Source organism: Paenibacillus doosanensis (assembly GCF_025060755.1).
GTDB lineage: Bacteria > Bacillota > Bacilli > Paenibacillales > NBRC-103111 > Paenibacillus_S > Paenibacillus_S doosanensis.
Genome location: NZ_JANYUY010000003.1, coordinates 120,574 through 135,520, shown reverse-complemented (window position 1 = coordinate 135,520; position 14,947 = coordinate 120,574). Strand labels below are relative to the sequence as shown.

14 protein-coding genes are annotated in these 14,947 nt (G+C 53.1%); 5 read left to right on the top strand and 9 right to left on the bottom strand.

The window, feature by feature from the left end:
• Position 1 precedes the first annotated feature (1 nt).
• The 6 genes from N0M98_RS04440 to N0M98_RS04415 all read right to left on the bottom strand — a co-directional run bounded on the left by N0M98_RS04440 (position 2) and on the right by N0M98_RS04415 (position 7,447).
• Positions 2-769: an SDR family NAD(P)-dependent oxidoreductase gene (locus N0M98_RS04440; RefSeq protein WP_259617056.1), complete on the bottom strand. Its 768-nt coding sequence runs from the start codon at positions 767-769 to the stop codon at positions 2-4.
• Between the two features lie 30 nt (positions 770-799).
• On the bottom strand, positions 800-2,650 hold the full coding sequence (locus tag N0M98_RS04435; RefSeq protein ID WP_259617055.1) for a cache domain-containing sensor histidine kinase: 1,851 nt from the start codon (positions 2,648-2,650) through the stop codon (positions 800-802).
• A 1-nt stretch (position 2,651) separates the two neighbouring features.
• On the bottom strand, positions 2,652-3,689 hold the full coding sequence (locus N0M98_RS04430; protein WP_249862660.1) for a response regulator transcription factor: 1,038 nt from the start codon (positions 3,687-3,689) through the stop codon (positions 2,652-2,654).
• Between the two features lie 140 nt (positions 3,690-3,829).
• Complete coding sequence (locus tag N0M98_RS04425) at positions 3,830-5,395, bottom strand: extracellular solute-binding protein (RefSeq protein WP_249862659.1); 1,566 nt, start codon at positions 5,393-5,395, stop codon at positions 3,830-3,832.
• A gap of 162 nt (positions 5,396-5,557) precedes the next feature.
• Positions 5,558-6,436 carry a carbohydrate ABC transporter permease gene (locus N0M98_RS04420; RefSeq protein ID WP_259617054.1) on the bottom strand — a complete coding sequence of 293 codons (879 nt, stop codon included), beginning with the start codon at positions 6,434-6,436 and terminating at the stop codon, positions 5,558-5,560.
• A 54-nt stretch (positions 6,437-6,490) separates the two neighbouring features.
• Entirely contained in the window at positions 6,491-7,447 is a 957-nt protein-coding gene (locus N0M98_RS04415) for an ABC transporter permease (RefSeq protein ID WP_259617053.1), read from the bottom strand.
• A 214-nt stretch (positions 7,448-7,661) separates the two neighbouring features.
• Here N0M98_RS04415 and N0M98_RS04410 point away from each other — a divergent pair, with 214 nt between their 5' ends.
• The 3 genes from N0M98_RS04410 (at position 7,662) to N0M98_RS04400 (ending at position 10,040) form a co-directional block, all read left to right on the top strand.
• Entirely contained in the window at positions 7,662-8,297 is a 636-nt protein-coding gene (locus N0M98_RS04410) for a YktB family protein (protein ID WP_259617052.1), read from the top strand.
• Positions 8,298-8,487: 190 nt separating this feature from the next.
• Complete coding sequence (locus tag N0M98_RS04405) at positions 8,488-9,189, top strand: hypothetical protein (protein WP_259617051.1); 702 nt, start codon at positions 8,488-8,490, stop codon at positions 9,187-9,189.
• Positions 9,190-9,353: 164 nt separating this feature from the next.
• Positions 9,354-10,040, top strand: a complete 687-nt coding sequence (locus tag N0M98_RS04400; protein WP_259617050.1) for an S-layer homology domain-containing protein — start codon at positions 9,354-9,356, stop codon at positions 10,038-10,040.
• 79 nt (positions 10,041-10,119) lie between these two features.
• Here N0M98_RS04400 and N0M98_RS04395 read toward each other — a convergent pair whose 3' ends face one another.
• Positions 10,120-11,295 (bottom strand): MFS transporter, encoded by a 1,176-nt coding sequence (locus N0M98_RS04395; RefSeq protein WP_249862653.1) that lies wholly within the window; start codon positions 11,293-11,295, stop codon positions 10,120-10,122.
• A 261-nt stretch (positions 11,296-11,556) separates the two neighbouring features.
• On the opposite strand from N0M98_RS04395, the gene N0M98_RS04390 reads away from it, so the two are divergent.
• Positions 11,557-13,026, top strand: coding sequence for an aminotransferase class I/II-fold pyridoxal phosphate-dependent enzyme (locus N0M98_RS04390; RefSeq protein ID WP_445933605.1), 1,470 nt, complete (start codon positions 11,557-11,559; stop codon positions 13,024-13,026).
• A gap of 69 nt (positions 13,027-13,095) precedes the next feature.
• On the opposite strand, the gene N0M98_RS04385 is transcribed toward N0M98_RS04390, so the two are convergent.
• Entirely contained in the window at positions 13,096-13,908 is an 813-nt protein-coding gene (locus N0M98_RS04385) for an HAD family hydrolase (protein ID WP_259617049.1), read from the bottom strand.
• Between the two features lie 164 nt (positions 13,909-14,072).
• Between N0M98_RS04385 and N0M98_RS04380 the strand changes: the two genes are divergently transcribed.
• Positions 14,073-14,492: a DUF1885 family protein gene (locus tag N0M98_RS04380; protein WP_249862650.1), complete on the top strand. Its 420-nt coding sequence runs from the start codon at positions 14,073-14,075 to the stop codon at positions 14,490-14,492.
• 69 nt (positions 14,493-14,561) lie between these two features.
• On the opposite strand, the gene N0M98_RS04375 is transcribed toward N0M98_RS04380, so the two are convergent.
• On the bottom strand, positions 14,562-14,861 hold the full coding sequence (locus tag N0M98_RS04375; RefSeq protein ID WP_249862649.1) for a DUF1292 domain-containing protein: 300 nt from the start codon (positions 14,859-14,861) through the stop codon (positions 14,562-14,564).
• Positions 14,862-14,947 lie beyond the last annotated feature (86 nt).

Sequence of the window (14,947 nt, the reverse complement as noted above, 5' to 3'; positions counted from 1 at the left end):
GTTATCTCATCAGCATGCCGCCGTTAATTTCGATCGTTTCCCCGGTCAAGTAGGACGCCAGATCGGATACGAGATAGAGCACGGCGCCGGCGACATCCTCCGGCGTTCCTTCCCGCTTGAGCGGCAGGCCGCTTACCGTCGCTTTGCGGGCTTCATCCGTCGTGAACGTAGCGTGGAACGCCGTCTGTCCGATAAACCCGGGCGAGACGATATTGACCGTAATGCCGTCTGCGGCTGCTTCCTTCGCCAAGCCCTTGGAGTAGCTGGCAATCGCCGCCTTGCTCGCGGCGTAGATGCTCGAGCCCGGACCGCCGCCGTTATGCGCGGCAACCGAGGACATGTTGACGATGCGGCCGAAGCCTTTGGCCTTCATGCCCGGCAGCACGCGCTTGCACATGAACACGGTGCTTTTCAGGTTGACGTTCATGATTTGGTCGTACAGCTCTTCGGTCATCTCGGTATTCGGGCAGCGTCTGATCAAATGCCCGGCATTATTCACCAAAATATCGACCGTGCCGCCCAGCGCCTCCTCAACGCCTGCGACCAGCCTGTCGATCTGCTCCGTATCCGACACGTCGGCCTGGAACAGCGCCGCTTGTCCGCCCGCTTCGCGAATCATCGCGACGGTCTCCTCTCCCTGCTCTTTATTGTTCAAGTAAGTCACCCCGACCTTGGCGCCGTTAGCGGCGAGCAGCAGGGCGATAGCCCTCCCTATGCCCGTATTCGAGCCTGTCACCAATGCGATGAGTCCGTTTAACTGCGTATTCATCTTCATTCCTCCCTATTAAAAATAAATTTGTTAGATTTGCATCTTATCGGGCAAATCGGGCATCGTCAAAATAAAGCGGCTGCCTTTGCCCCATTCGCTCTCCACCTGCAACCCGTACTGCTCTCCGAACACCATCTGAATGCGCCGGTGCACATTCATCAATCCTATGCCTCCCCTGCGTCCGCCGGAGTTGGGCTGATCTTCCGATAGCCGGTTCAGGCTGAGCTGCTCCTGCAGCTTGCTAAGCTGCTCCGGCGGAATGCCGGCGCCGTTATCTTCGACGGTGACCAGGAAGTAACCGTTTTCTTTCCGGGCGTCGATCCGGATGAAATGATGCGGCTCGATGCCATTGCCGAAGGCATGCTGGAAAATATTTTCCACAACGGGCTGCAGAGTCAGCCGCACCATCTTCTCCAGCAGCAGCGACGGAGAAATAACCACTTCGATCTCGAATTCGCGGTCGATTCTGTGCTGTAAAATAATCATATAATTGCGGACATGATTCAGCTCGTTCGCCACCGTTATTTCTTCCAGATTCGTCTGGATCGAATAACGCAGCATGAAGGCCATCGCCTCGACCATCTCGGTAATTTCGTGGGAATCCTGGACGATAGCGTAGCAGTTGATCGTCTCCAGCGTGTTGTACAGAAAATGCGGATTGATCTGCAGCTGCAGCGCCTGGAACTCCGCCCGGTGCCGCTCCAGCTCGCTCTCCTGAATCTGCAGCGCGTCCTTCTGCTGCTGAAGCTCGGCCGCATACACCTTGTCGATCATTTCCGACAGCCGGGTAACCATCAGATTGTAGCTGTGAATCAGCCCGCCGAGCTCGTCGGTGCGGTCGATTTCTTCGATGTGCTGCCAATTGCCCTTCTCCGTCTCGCGCATACTCTCCTTCAGCTCGCGGATCGGAGCGAGCATCGATTGCCCGAAGCGGAACGCCAGAAACAACGCCAGCAGCAGCGTGATCATGCCGACGAGCAGCGTCGTGCTGCGGATCGTCGAAATCGGCTTGCGCAGCTCCTTGACCGGCATGGAGACGACAAGCGTCCACTTGGAGTAGTCCGACTTGCGGGCGACGAACATCCGCTGCTCGCCGTTGTACGGCTCGACGAACACTTTGTCGGCGCTGTCGGCAAGATGCCGGGAAATCGCGCCCAGCACGGACTCATCGGGAGTGACAAACGGCGGATGATAGATCGGGCTTCCTTTGTCGTGCATAATAAAGAAGTAACCGTCCTTGCCGATATTGACGCGGTCCCAAATTTTGGCGAGCTCCTGCAGCTTGAATTCGATGGCTACGATCCCTTTAAATTCGGGTTCGTAAGCGGCTCCCCGAACTTTCCGCGCCAGCGTCACCACCGTTCCCTGATCCTCGGGCCGGATGCTCATGTCGAGCAGCACGATGCTGCCGTCGCTTGGAATCGATTGCATAAGCATTTGATACGTGCGGTCGCTAAGGCCTGTCTCCTGAATGAGAAAGTTCTGGTTGTCGTAAATGACCGCCCTTCCCTGCAAGCCTACGACATAAATCGAATTCAGCTGTTTGTACAGCGTCACGATTGACTGTACCGACTGGGAGGCGAATTTCTTAATTCGCTCCGAATAGTAGTAATATTCGTATGAATCGTTGCGCCCGATATCGAAAAACGCCCGGACATCGGGGTTCGACGAGAACGCGTTGTTCAACAGCTCATACGTTTGCAAATAAATATCGGTCTGATAAGCGGCGCTTTCGATCATTTGCTCCATGTACTGCTCCACCTGGCGGTCCAGCGCCCGGGATGACTGCAAGTACGACACGATGCCGAGAGTAGCCAGAGACAATACGATGATGATGGAAAAATAAACGTACATTTGACCTGAAAGCGTTCGCTTTTTCATGTTAGTCAATCCCCAACCTGCTTCGGTATTCGGAAGGCAGCTCGCCGGTATATTTCTTGAACGTCTTGGTAAAATGCGGATGATCGGCGTAGCCGACCTCGCCGGATATGTCCGTGATCCGGTAGTGCGGCAGAGCAAGCAGCTTCTTGGCCTTTTCCATCCGCCGGCGGGTGCGGTACTGCACGAACGTCTCCTGGGTCGACTGCTTGAACAGTTGGCTGAAATAGGACGGATTCAGCCCGATCCGGTCGGCAACCTCTTCCAGCGACACCTCCTCGTTCAAATGCTCTTCAATATAGAGCTTCGCTTCCTCCACATGATCCCGCAGCTTCCCTCTGCGCCTTGCCTTAAGCTCCTGCAGCATCAGCTCCAGATCGCTCTGAAAGAGGCTTACGGCCTCGCTCTCCGACTGCACCTGATCCAGCCGGAGCTTATCGGTGAAGACGAACACATCCCTGACGTTCAATCTTTTGATCAAGAGCGCCGAGAACTCCGCAAGCACCTCGATCGTCTGATATAACTTCAACCCGCAGGAGGCCAGCTCCTGCCTGACGAATCCGATAATTTCCAGCAGCCGGTCGTGCTGCAGGTTCCACACGGCTTCTTCCGCCGCGCTGACCCACTGCTCCAATCGGGAGACGGAAACGAACGGCTGCGAGGCTTGCTTCGCATAAGCTTTGGCCAGCTTCTCCAAGGCCGCCTCCACCGATTTTTTGCTGATCGGCTTAAGCAAATATTCCTTTACGCCGTAAGACAAACACTTTTGCGCATATTCAAAATCATTGTATCCCGACACGACGACGATTTGTATGTCCGAATCCCATTCCGCCGTACGTCTGCACAATTCGAGCCCGTCCATCTTCGGCATCCGAATGTCCGTAAATAAAAAATGGGGCCGTTCCTCCCGAATTTGCTGCAGCGCATCGCATCCGTGCTCGGCAAGCCGCAAGCTGGCGATAGGCTGGCCCGATTGCTCGATCAGCTTTTGCAGCCCTTTACGGATCACCGGTTCATCATCTGCAATCAATATTCTGTACATGAGGCGCCCCCTTATGTTTCAATCTGCGGCTGTTACCGTCTGCAGCGTACATCTCGACGTACAAGCATGCTCCCCGCGCCGGCCGGCGTGAGGAGCATCGCGCCCGAATCGCATGGCCTGCCGGCCTATGTCCGCCCGAATTAACGGCGCGGCATGCTGATTGTTACGTTCGGGTCTTTGCTATTAAACTTCTCGGTCGCTTCCTTGACGACGTCTTTGCCGCCCTTGCTCTTCCATTCCTCGATCACTTTAGGCCAATCGGAGATAGGCTCCTTGCCGTATACCATCTTCACCATATGCTGAAGCACGATAGGCGCCGCATAGTCGGATTCCGGAGAAATGTCCGGATTGGCGATATAAGCGTCGAGACGCGGCTCGAACTGGATGCCGTCCCGGCCTTCCTTGGACAACATTGTATCATAGATGTTCATCAGTTTCTTTCCTTCTTCGGTCAAGCTGAGCGTTCCCTTATTATACGTCGTATCCTGCACCATCCACAGAAATGCTTGGCGGTAGCGCTCTTCATCGACAGCCTGCGGATCGGTCGGCGCCTTATAGTTGATTTTGCCGTTCTCCATCGTGTAATTCTCGCCCTCTACGCCGAAGGTGAAAAACTGCTCCGCTTCATCGGACAACATCCAATCGAAAAACTTGATGATGCTCTCGGGATTTTTCACATTTTTATTGATGAACCAAGCCCGCGTGACGGAGTTGTACAAGTAATACCCACCCTTGCCGTCAGGGCCGACAGGGGAAGGAATCAATTCCACCTTGGCGTCCGGCACGTTCGCTTTAAGCTGCTGCTCCCATTGCAGCACTTCATTGGCGTTCATCGTCCAGATGCCGGATTTGCCCGCCAAAATCGAGTTTTTATACGTCGTCGGGTTAATCGTAGCGAACTCCTTGTTGATCAGCCCTTCGTCGTACATCGTCTTGTACGTTTGCAGAGCCTTCATCATATTGTCGCTGTTGAAAAACTTCGGCACGATCTGGTCGCCCTGCTGCATCATCATCGACAAATACGGATAAGCGTCGAAAGGTCCGAAGAACGTATCGGCGTATTTGAAGTTTTCCCGTCCTTGATACGGATTCTCGACCCCCATCTCCTTAAATTTGCGCAGGACGTTCAAATAGTCGTCCACCGTTTTCGGGATCGGCAGACCGGCCTTGTCGAGCAAATCTTTGCGGATCGCCGTAGCCCGGCGAGAAGGATTGGACAGAAATTCGGGTATCGCATAAATTTTCCCTTGATACGTTTCCTTTTGCCATGCTTCCTTCGGAATTTTTTTCAGCAGGTTTTGACCGTATTTTTGCAGCAGATCGTCGAGCGGCATGAACACGCCGGCCTGTACGGAACCGGCCATTTCTTTCCCGGATACGCCCCCGCTGCCTTGCACGACGTCAGGAATATCGTTGGTCGCGAACATTTGCGTCATTTTCGTTTCGAATTCCTTATGAGGGACGAGAATGATGTCCAGGTCGGTATTCGTCTTCTCCTCCAGCCGTTTGACCCACTTGTCTTCGTTAATATTGGGCGATTTCTCTACGTAGTTAAAAGCGAGCGTCCGCATCGAGATGGAGAACTTCGCCTTTCCCGCCGGTTGGCCGCCTTCCGCCGCCGGCGCTTGTTCGTTATTGCCCGCGCAGCCGGCCAATGCCGATGCCGCAAGTACGGAGGCCATTCCGGCCTTGATCCATGTTTTCATTGTGTTTGCCCCTTTTCTGTCAGGATGTATACATTCAGCGCCGGAAACTTTTGTAACAGCGCTTTCAATATAGCTACATTGTAGAAGCAGCGGCCACGAGCGAACAATGGAATCGCTTTGGCTTCTATTGTCATTTTTTTAGAAACGGCTCTTCGGAAACGATCAGGACTTGATCGAGCCGATCATCATCCCTTTGACGAAATGCTTCTGCAAAAACGGATAAATGAGCACGATCGGAAGGGTAGCGATCATAATCGTCGCCATCTTGATCCCTTCCGGGTTCGAATGGGCCAGCCCGCTGAACTGGGACGCCGAAGGATCGATATTGATATCGTCGGCTTCGATAAGCTGACGCAGCTTGACCTGCAGCGGCCACAAGGCCGGCTTGTTCACGTAATACAGCGCCGCCATGTACGTGTTCCAATGGTTGACGGCATAAAAGATGCCTAGCGAAGCCATAACGGGCTTGGATAACGGAAGCACGATGCTGGAAATCATCCGCAGCTCCGAACAGCCGTCGATTCGCCCCGAATCGATAATTTCCACGGGTATTTGCATGAAGAAAGCGCGCATGACGAAGAAATTAAAAGCGTTGATCGCCCCCGGGAGCAGCAGCGCCCACAGCGAATTCGTCAAATTCAAGCTTTTCATCAAAATGAAATTCGGAATGAGCGGCGCCGAGAACACCATCGTGATGAGCACGAAGAAGACGACATATTTGCGTCCCACATATTCCTGCCTCGACAACGGGTAGGCGAGCGAAGCGGTTGCGATCAAATTAATAAGCGTTCCGGCGACCGTAATATAGACGGTAATGCCGAGCGATCTCCAGATCGAAGCGTCGCTGAATACATATTGATAGTTAATCCAAGTAAAATCGACGGGAGTAAAAACGACTTTCCCGCTAATAATCGCTTCGGAACTGCTGAACGATTGTGCGAGCACATTTAAAAACGGAAGAAACATTACCAAACCGAGCGCGGTCAAAAACAATAGATTGGCTCCGCCGAACAGCTGCATGCCAACGCTTGTCTTTTTCATATCCAACATCTCCTCACCTGTAAGCGTCGCTTGTTTGTCGGTCCGCCTAGCGGATCAATAGAGGCTCTCGCCTGTCGTTTTTTTGCTGAGCACGTTTCCGATGACGATAAGCAGCAGCCCTACGACCGATTTGAACAGGCCGATTGCCGTCGTATAGCTGTACTGCTGGCTTTGCAGACCCGCTTTATAAATGTACGTATCCAGTATTTCCCCGTTGTTGATATTCAGCGGATTCAAAAATACGTATACGCGCTCAAAGCCGAAATCGAGGAATTTACCGATATGCAGCAAAAACATGATCATAATGGTAGGCATCAGCGAAGGCAGCGTAATGGACAGCGTCTGACGCCAGCGGCTCGCCCCGTCCACCTCGGCCGCTTCGTACAGATCGGGATTAATGCCGGCGAGCGCAGCGAGATAAATGATCGTGCCGTAGCCCGAATCCCGCCAAATGCCCGAGCCTATCAGCACCGAGCGGATGTAGGACTCCTCCCCGAGAAAGTAGACCGGTTCATGGCCCAGCCATGAGACGAACTGGTTCACGATCCCCGTCGACGGCGACAAGATGCCGATCGCTATGCCGCTGACGATAACCCAGGACAAAAAATGCGGCATGTACACGATCGTCTGCAGTATTCTTTTGTAAAAAACGATTCGCAATTCATTGAGCAGCAGCGCCAAAATAATCGGTGCCGGGAAGGCGAATACCAGGTCGTAAAGGCCGATTAACAAGGTGTTGTTCAAAATGTTCAAAAAATCGTAATGCTCGAACATCCGCTTGAAATGGGCCAGTCCCACCCACTTGCTCCCGGAAATGCCTTGAAAAATATTGTAGTTCTGAAAAGCGATCACCGATCCGAATAACGGGATATACTTGAAAATAATAAAGTAAGCGATTGCCGGCAATGTAATGAAATACAGCGTTTTATACTTCCACATGTAGCTGGATAAGCTTGCCCGCGTCATTGCCTTGTAGCTGATCCTGTCGGACGCCTGAATTTTGCTAGCCATACGGCCCCTCCTTTTAGTGTTTCTTCAGATGCGATCGATCGTGCAGCTTTATCCTACCGTGTTTAACCGCTTTCAACAATGGAATCCCTTTTATCGCAATTGTGTTTTTTTTAGGTCGCCCGCATGAGCCCGTTCGCCTCTTCCGATCCTCATATGGTATAGTAAATGCGTATACATAGAGCAATTATTTTTCATACGTTCAGGAGGACCTCCCATGGCATTCCAAGGCTTTACTCAAGCAGATTTCGACGTATTTACGACTCCGGGGCTGGAGGCTCGAATGGAGGGCATTCAAGGTCTCATTCAACCGAAATTCAAGGCGATAGGCGACGCGCTGTGCGATGAAACGGCCGTGCTCGCCGGGGATGAAATGTTCCTGCATATCGCCAAGCACGCGAGAAGAACCGTCAACGCGCCGGTCGATACATGGATGGCGCTTTGCCATAATAAACGCGGCTACAAGCAGCATCCGCATTTTCAAGTCGGCCTCTTCGACGATAGAGTGTTCGTCTGGCTCGCTCTCATCTACGAGCTGCCGGAGAAGCAGGCGATCGCGCGGGCTTATTTGAACGAGCTGGATCGGCTCCGCGACATTATTCCAAGCGATTATAAGCTGTCATTCGATCATATGAAGAAAGACGCCGTCGCCTTCGGCGAGCTTAGCGACAACGAGCTGCAAGCCGCGCTGGAGAGGTTCCGCGATGTGAAGAAAGCCGAGCTGCTGATCGGCCGCACCCTCTTGTCTTCCGATCCCGTACTGGCGGATGGAGAGCAGTTACTCGACCTGGTCAGACAAACGATTCGAACGCTGATGCCTTTGTATCAAACGGCCCGAAACGCTTCCATCTAATTCCTTTTTGTATAATCCCGGCCAAAACTGCGCACGATTAACTTTGTAGCGCGACACAGCGCGCCGGAAAATTTATGTAATTCTAAGGTTGCGTTAAACTAACTTTAAGACATCCGGCACAGGCTAAAGGTAGTTAGCCCATCTTCATTCGAGGCTGACCTATCTTATTTGCGAAAGGGTGAACACTAGTATGAGAAGCTTTCCTACGAAAAAAGTGATCGTCACCGGTTTGACCTTCACGATGCTGCTCGGCGGTATGGCGCTGTACGGCTCCAAGCTGCAGGTATATGCCGACGCTCCGGCGAAGCAGCAGGCTCCGTCCGACCAGCGCAGCGAGAAGCTGCAGCCCGGCGAGAAAGGCTCGCATAAAGCGCTGCCGATTCTGGATGAAGCGGCGACGATTCTCGGGATGGAGCCGTCCGCCCTCTCCGCGGCGCTCAAAGAGAAAACGCTCGCCGAAATCGCGAAGGAAAAAGGAATCAGCGAAGCGGATCTTATCGCCAAGCTGAAAGCCGTCCGCATCCAAAAGATCGACGAAGCGGTTAAAGCAGGCAAACTGCAGGCGGACCAAGCGGAGAAGATCAAAGCGAGCATGGACAAGCATCTCGCGTTTATGGTCAATCATAAGGGCGGTTTCTGGCACGGTCATCACCGGATGAAGCACCGCGCGCTGCCCGAACCCGCGAAGATCGCGGCCATTCTGGGCATAACGGAGGAGCAGCTCAAGACCCAGCTCCACGAAGGTAAGTCATTGGCGGAAATCGCCGCGGCCAAAGGGATCAGCAAAGATCAGCTTATCGTCAAGATCAAGGATGAGATGACGCCATGGATCGAGAAAATGGTCGAACATAAGCGCGGCGAGGCGCCGGACAAGAAGAAGGAATCCAAGTAAGCCCGATGCTTACGATACAGATGCAGTAGCCGTTCCGCCGCTCAAACGGGAACGGCTTTTTTTCTGCAAATACGGCCAAAAAATGCGAAATATTTCACACTTCCGTCATTATTTTCGTTTATAATGAAAAAAAAGCGACCTATGTTAAGGCGGTGCCGGCTTTCATGTCCTTGAAACGCTCTTTCAATTTAATCTTTGCTCTTCTGACAGGCGCTGCGGTATGGTTAGGCGCTCTCTCGCTTCCGGCGGAGGCCGCTTCTCCAACGGAGGCTGCGGGCCGTCCGGCCGTTTTGCCCGAATTTCGCGATATCGCAAGCCATTGGGCGAAAGCGGAAATTACCGCTCTGCTCCGCAAAAATTACATTGACGGCTATCGTGACGAAACGACGGGCCAACTGGATTTCAAGCCGGATCAGCCGATTACGAGAGCTGAATTCGTGCGGTATCTCGTCAAAGCCAAGGAACTCCCGTTGTCAGGCAGCACCGAATCGGATCTAACCGACATCGGGAAGAACAAGGAAGATCTAGCCTATATCATGACGGCCGTAGATTACGGATTGGTCAACGGGTATCCGGATCATACGTTCCGACCCGATTCCACGATCAGCCGGGCGGAAATCGCCGCCATTCTGGAGCGCAGCGAAATGCTGAAATCCGGCAAGGAAACGGCGTTCCGCGATGTCCCGGCCGGATATTGGGCGAAAGACGCCATCAGCGCGGTACGGGAAGCGAAGTTGTTTGACGGTTATGAGGACGGAACGTTCCGGCCGGACCAGAAGATGACGCGGGCCGAAGCGGTCGCCGTCATCTACCGATTGTTCAGTCGCGAGCAGCCGGACACGAGCGGTTAATCCTCCCGATGGAAAAACAATGAAAAAGCCGTCCAGGCTCATCATGTGAGCTTGAACGGCTTACTCTCGTTTCTATGGCTTAGGCTCGCTGCGACAATGGATTCGTTTCCCGGTCGACGACGATGAAACGGTACAGCAAGTACAACGCAGCGAGCGACAGTACGGCGCCGATATAAAACGGCAGCTGCTGGCTGTATTGATAGATGCCCGCTCCGAGCAGCGGCCCTGTAATCCGCCCGAGGCTATCCATCGACGAGCTGAGGCCCGACGCTACGCCTTGTCCTACCTTCGTTTTCTGCGTGATCAGCGAGGTTACGCAAGGACGAATCAGCGCATTGCCCGCCCCGAATACGGACAAATAAATCGATGCCGTGGTGAGGTTCATCGAGAACAAAATGAGCACGAAGCCGACCGCCGACAATACGAGGCCGAGGCCGACGACCTTGGCTTCATCCCCCCTCTTGATGAACCGGCGAACGACGCCCCCTTGAATTAAGGCGCCGACAACGCCGCTAACGGCGAACATGATGCCGAGATCCAGCGAGCTGGCCCCGATCTTGTCCTTCTCGAACAGCAGCAGCGTTGCCTCCAGGCCCGCCAGTGTAAACGATACGAAGAACGAAAGGGTATACAAGTATTTGAGCGAGCCGACAAAAGCGCTCCAGCGCGACGGCTTGTCCGCCTGAGGCTGACGCCGCTTGTCGCGGCTGAGCGATTCGGGCAGCATGACCAGCGCGAAGAAGAACGTAGCCAGCGCCAGCAGCGAGGAAGCAAAGAACGGCACCTGGAAGCCCCACTGGCTCAAAATGCCGCCGACCGCCGGCCCGAAGATGAAGCCGAGACCGATGGACATGCCGACGAGTCCCATTCCTTTAGTCCGGTTTTCCTCCGTCGTAATGTCGGCGACGTAAGCGACGGCGCAGGCGGTTGCCGCTCCGGAGAACAGCCCCCCGAGAATTCTTGAAGCGTACATTAGCGCCAGGTTTCCGTCGGCGATGCCGAACACAAAGAAGCTGGCGCTGAAGCCGAGCGTTCCGATCATAATAATGGGCCTTCTGCCGATCCGGTCCGAGATGCCTCCCCAGATCGGAGACATCAGAAATGAAGCCAGAGAATAGATCGACAGCAGCATGCCTAGGTGAAAGCTGCTGGCTCCTGATCCCGTCACCGCGTCGGGAAGCACCGGAATAATGATGCCGAAGCCGATAAATATCGTCATCAGCAGCACCATAATAATGGCCAGCTGTTTTTTCATAGTGTATCCAAAGCCTCCCAGTCCAAAGTATATAGCTATCGTATCATAACTTTTTTCTATAAGGAAATGAGCGGTCGCAAGATTAACAAAATGGACAAATCCGGGGGCATTTGCGCCTGCAAAACGGCTTTCGCGGCAGCGTTTTTCCCGGTATTGCAAAATCCGCTTGCATCCGCCCCCCGTATGGTTTAGTATATCTAAGATTGGGGTCAAATTTTGACCCTGATTATCTTTATTTTACTATGAAAGGTAGGCATGACAGTGGATCATAGTCGCACTCCTCTGTTCTCTGCTCTGAAGCAGCACGCAGAGCGCAATCCAATTCAATTCCATATTCCAGGCCATAAAAAAGGAGTCGGGATGGACCCGGAGTACCGGCAGTTTATCGGTGACAACGCACTGTCCATCGACCTTATCAATATAGCACCGCTCGATGATCTGCATCAGCCGACCGGCGTCATCGAGGAATCCCAGCGGCTGGCCGCCGACGCCTTCGGCGCCGATCATACGTTCTTCTCCGTTCAAGGCACGAGCGGCGCGATCATGACGATGATATTGACCGTCTGCTCCCAGGGCGATAAGATCATCGTTCCCCGCAATGTGCATAAATCGGTTATGGCCGCCATTATTTTTGCCGGAGCGAAGCCAGTCTTCATCTCTCCTGTCCGCGACGAGAATCTGGGGATCGATCACGGGATTACGACCCGCTCCGTAAGAAGGGCGCTGGAGAGACATCCGGATGCCAAAGCCGTGCTGGTCATTAATCCGACCTATTACGGCGTATGCGCCAACCTGAAAGAAATCGTCGAGCTGGTTCACAGCTACAACATGCCTGTGCTCGTAGACGAAGCGCACGGCGTGCTGATTCATTTCAGCGACAAGCTGCCGATGTCCGCCATGGAAGCGGGCGCCGATATGGCCGCAACCAGCGTCCACAAGCTCGGCGGCTCGATGACGCAGAGCTCCGTCTTGAATGTGAAGGAAGGACGCATCAACGCGCGCCGGGTGAAGACGATCATCAGCATGCTGACGACGACGTCCACCTCGTATATTTTGCTCGCTTCCCTCGATACGGCCAGGAGACATCTGGCTTTAAACGGCAAGCAGATGGCCGAACAGGCGATCGAGCTGGCTCATTACGCCCGCAGATCCATTAACGAAATTGCCGGGATGAGCTGCTTCGGAGAAGAGATTCTCGGCAAGGAAGCTACCTACGATTATGATCCGACCAAGATCAACGTCCATGTGCGTCATCTCGGCATTACCGGGTACGACGCGGAGAACTGGCTGCGCGAGCATTACAACATCGAAGTGGAGCTCAGCGATTTGTACAATATTCTTTGCCTGATTACCCCCGGGGATACGAAAGAGAATGTGGACACATTGCTTGAGGCGCTGCGCGAGCTGTCTCGGCAAAATTACAATATCCGTCAGGCGAACGAACTGGTCATTAAAATTCCGAAAATTCCGCAGCTTACGCTGACACCGCGTGACGCGTTCTATGGAGATACGGAAATCATTCCTTTCAAGGAATCGGCCGACCGGATCATCGCCGAGTTTATTTACGTCTATCCTCCGGGCATTCCGATTCTGCTTCCCGGGGAAGTCATCTCGCAAGATTTGATCGACTACATTACCGAGCATGTCGAGGTAGGCCTTCCGGTGAAAGGCCCTGAAGACCGCAGCATCGAGAATGTGAAAGTGATCGTGGAGACGCCCGCTATCTTCTAAACGGCGGCTTCCTTCAATGAAAAAGCCTCTCAAATCCGCCGGCAAGGCGACTGGGAGGCTTCTTCCTTATTAATTTGCTTCTCTCTCCAGCCATTCGATAACATCGGCCACCGCATGGTCGTCATGATGCTTGCATGTGCGATCGCATACATCCGTTAGCGAGGCGTGCGCATTGGCTACGGCGATGCCGACGCCGGCTCTGCGCAGCATTTCCAGATCATTGAGGTGATCGCCCATCGCGATGCACTTCGCCCGCTCAATTCCTTTCGCCGCCATCAATTCCTCCAACGCATGCCCTTTCGTCGCGTTCTCCGGCAATATTTCCAAATATTTATCGTCCGAGCGAACCCATGTCAGCTTCTCCTTGAACTGTTCGGTAAAAGCCTCCACCTCATCTAACTTCGCCGGATTCCAGGCCAGCAGCACTTTAATCCAAGGCTCCGGCAGCAGTTCCATGCTCTCGGTCGCCGGCCTTTTGAAATTTTCCATGCTGCGGTGATGATCCGTCACTTCGTTCTCGCGCAAATAATACGGCTCGCTGCCGCAGTAAATTTCCACGCCCAGCCCGGGAAAGCGGTCCATGACCTGCTGCAGCGCACGACGCGCCGCTTCGGGCAGCGTTCTCTGCCACACCACCTCATTGTTGGCAAAATCGTACATCATCGCCCCATTATATAAAATGGCCGGAGCGGTCAGCGGCAGCACGTCCGCAAAACGCCTTACGGAACCGGCGATTCTCCCGGTCGCAAGGGTAAACATCCCCCCCTGCTCGACAAACCGTTCGATAGCCCGCTTATTTTCCGGACTAATCATTTTACCGCTGTTCAATAACGTTCCGTCCATATCGGTAACGAGCATATATCCTGCGAATCTTTTGCTCATCGTCTCTTCCCCTCTCCTGACTCTTCCGACGGTTAACGCGGAAGACCATCCCTCCATAATGATACAACCGCTCATCATATTGTCAATCCATACCCGAAATGCTATGATGGTCATACGGTATATGAAAACCTTTCCAGTCCACAATACAGGCAGGTGTATAGGTAATGGCTCAAAGCGCTTATATCAAGTTTGTTGACGGCTCTACTCTTTCTTCCTTGACCTTGGATGAACTCAAAGAACAGCTGCTGCATTACGAGGAACAGCTGAACCTCACGGGCAAACAGTTAGGCTGGGATTACGGCGACGCAGGTTTCCCCTATACTATCGAAACCAAACCGGGAGCCGATGGCTCATGGTTTTACCTCAAAGGTAAAAACGCATTGTACAAATATATCGTTATGGGGGCCGGCAAGGAACAAAGCGGCGATATCGAGCGAAATTATGTGCAAGTGGTGCTTCCCGACGATTGTACGCACGGGGACAAGGCCAAAGGCAACGAGTTCTGCAAATATTTGGCCAAGCTTTGGAAGGCGGAGCTGCATTTGTTCAACGGCCGGATTATGTACTTTAATCCTCGTAAATAAGAGGGTTCTGCCTATGGCGGTACAATAAAAAAACCTTCCTGCAGGAAGGTTTTTTTGTTCGCCGCTAGCTTATTCAGCCTCTTGTTCTTCTACGATTTGATTGTAGATTTGAACGACGCGGTCCCATTCTTCTTCGTCCTCGATGCTGGCCAAGAACGCTTCGTCATCTTCTTCTTCAATCCGGAAAATAACGCCGTCAGCTTCAGGATCGTTACGATCCAGCAAAACCGCATAAGGCTGTTCGCCTGCTTCGAATGTGTATACCATCACCATTTCGTGCTCAACACCATCTTTATCTGTAACAATAAAAATATCGTCTTCGTGGTCGTGGTCATGATTACATGATTCGTCATGTACGTGATCGCTCATGGGAAAACCTCATTTCCTAAATTTAATAGTCATCCCTCGTATCGTAACATTTTCATGAACACAGGTCAACGCAAATGCAGCGCGGC

Bases quoted from the DNA above. Each gene is read 5' to 3' on its own strand.
- N0M98_RS04435 (WP_259617055.1), bottom strand. From the start codon at position 2,650: ATGAAAAAGCGAACGCTTTCAGGTCAAATGTACGTTTATTTTTCCATC.
- N0M98_RS04395 (WP_249862653.1), bottom strand. From the start codon at position 11,295: ATGAAAAAACAGCTGGCCATTATTATGGTGCTGCTGATGACGATATTT.
- N0M98_RS04400 (WP_259617050.1), top strand. From the start codon at position 9,354: ATGTCCTTGAAACGCTCTTTCAATTTAATCTTTGCTCTTCTGACAGGC.
- N0M98_RS04380 (WP_249862650.1), top strand. From the start codon at position 14,073: ATGGCTCAAAGCGCTTATATCAAGTTTGTTGACGGCTCTACTCTTTCT.
- N0M98_RS04410 (WP_259617052.1), top strand. From the start codon at position 7,662: ATGGCATTCCAAGGCTTTACTCAAGCAGATTTCGACGTATTTACGACT.
- N0M98_RS04420 (WP_259617054.1), bottom strand. From the start codon at position 6,436: ATGAAAAAGACAAGCGTTGGCATGCAGCTGTTCGGCGGAGCCAATCTA.
- N0M98_RS04430 (WP_249862660.1), bottom strand. From the start codon at position 3,689: ATGTACAGAATATTGATTGCAGATGATGAACCGGTGATCCGTAAAGGG.
- N0M98_RS04440 (WP_259617056.1), bottom strand. From the start codon at position 769: ATGAATACGCAGTTAAACGGACTCATCGCATTGGTGACAGGCTCGAAT.
- N0M98_RS04385 (WP_259617049.1), bottom strand. From the start codon at position 13,908: ATGAGCAAAAGATTCGCAGGATATATGCTCGTTACCGATATGGACGGA.
- N0M98_RS04375 (WP_249862649.1), bottom strand. From the start codon at position 14,861: ATGAGCGATCACGTACATGACGAATCATGTAATCATGACCACGACCAC.
- N0M98_RS04425 (WP_249862659.1), bottom strand. From the start codon at position 5,395: ATGAAAACATGGATCAAGGCCGGAATGGCCTCCGTACTTGCGGCATCG.
- N0M98_RS04415 (WP_259617053.1), bottom strand. From the start codon at position 7,447: ATGGCTAGCAAAATTCAGGCGTCCGACAGGATCAGCTACAAGGCAATG.
- N0M98_RS04405 (WP_259617051.1), top strand. From the start codon at position 8,488: ATGAGAAGCTTTCCTACGAAAAAAGTGATCGTCACCGGTTTGACCTTC.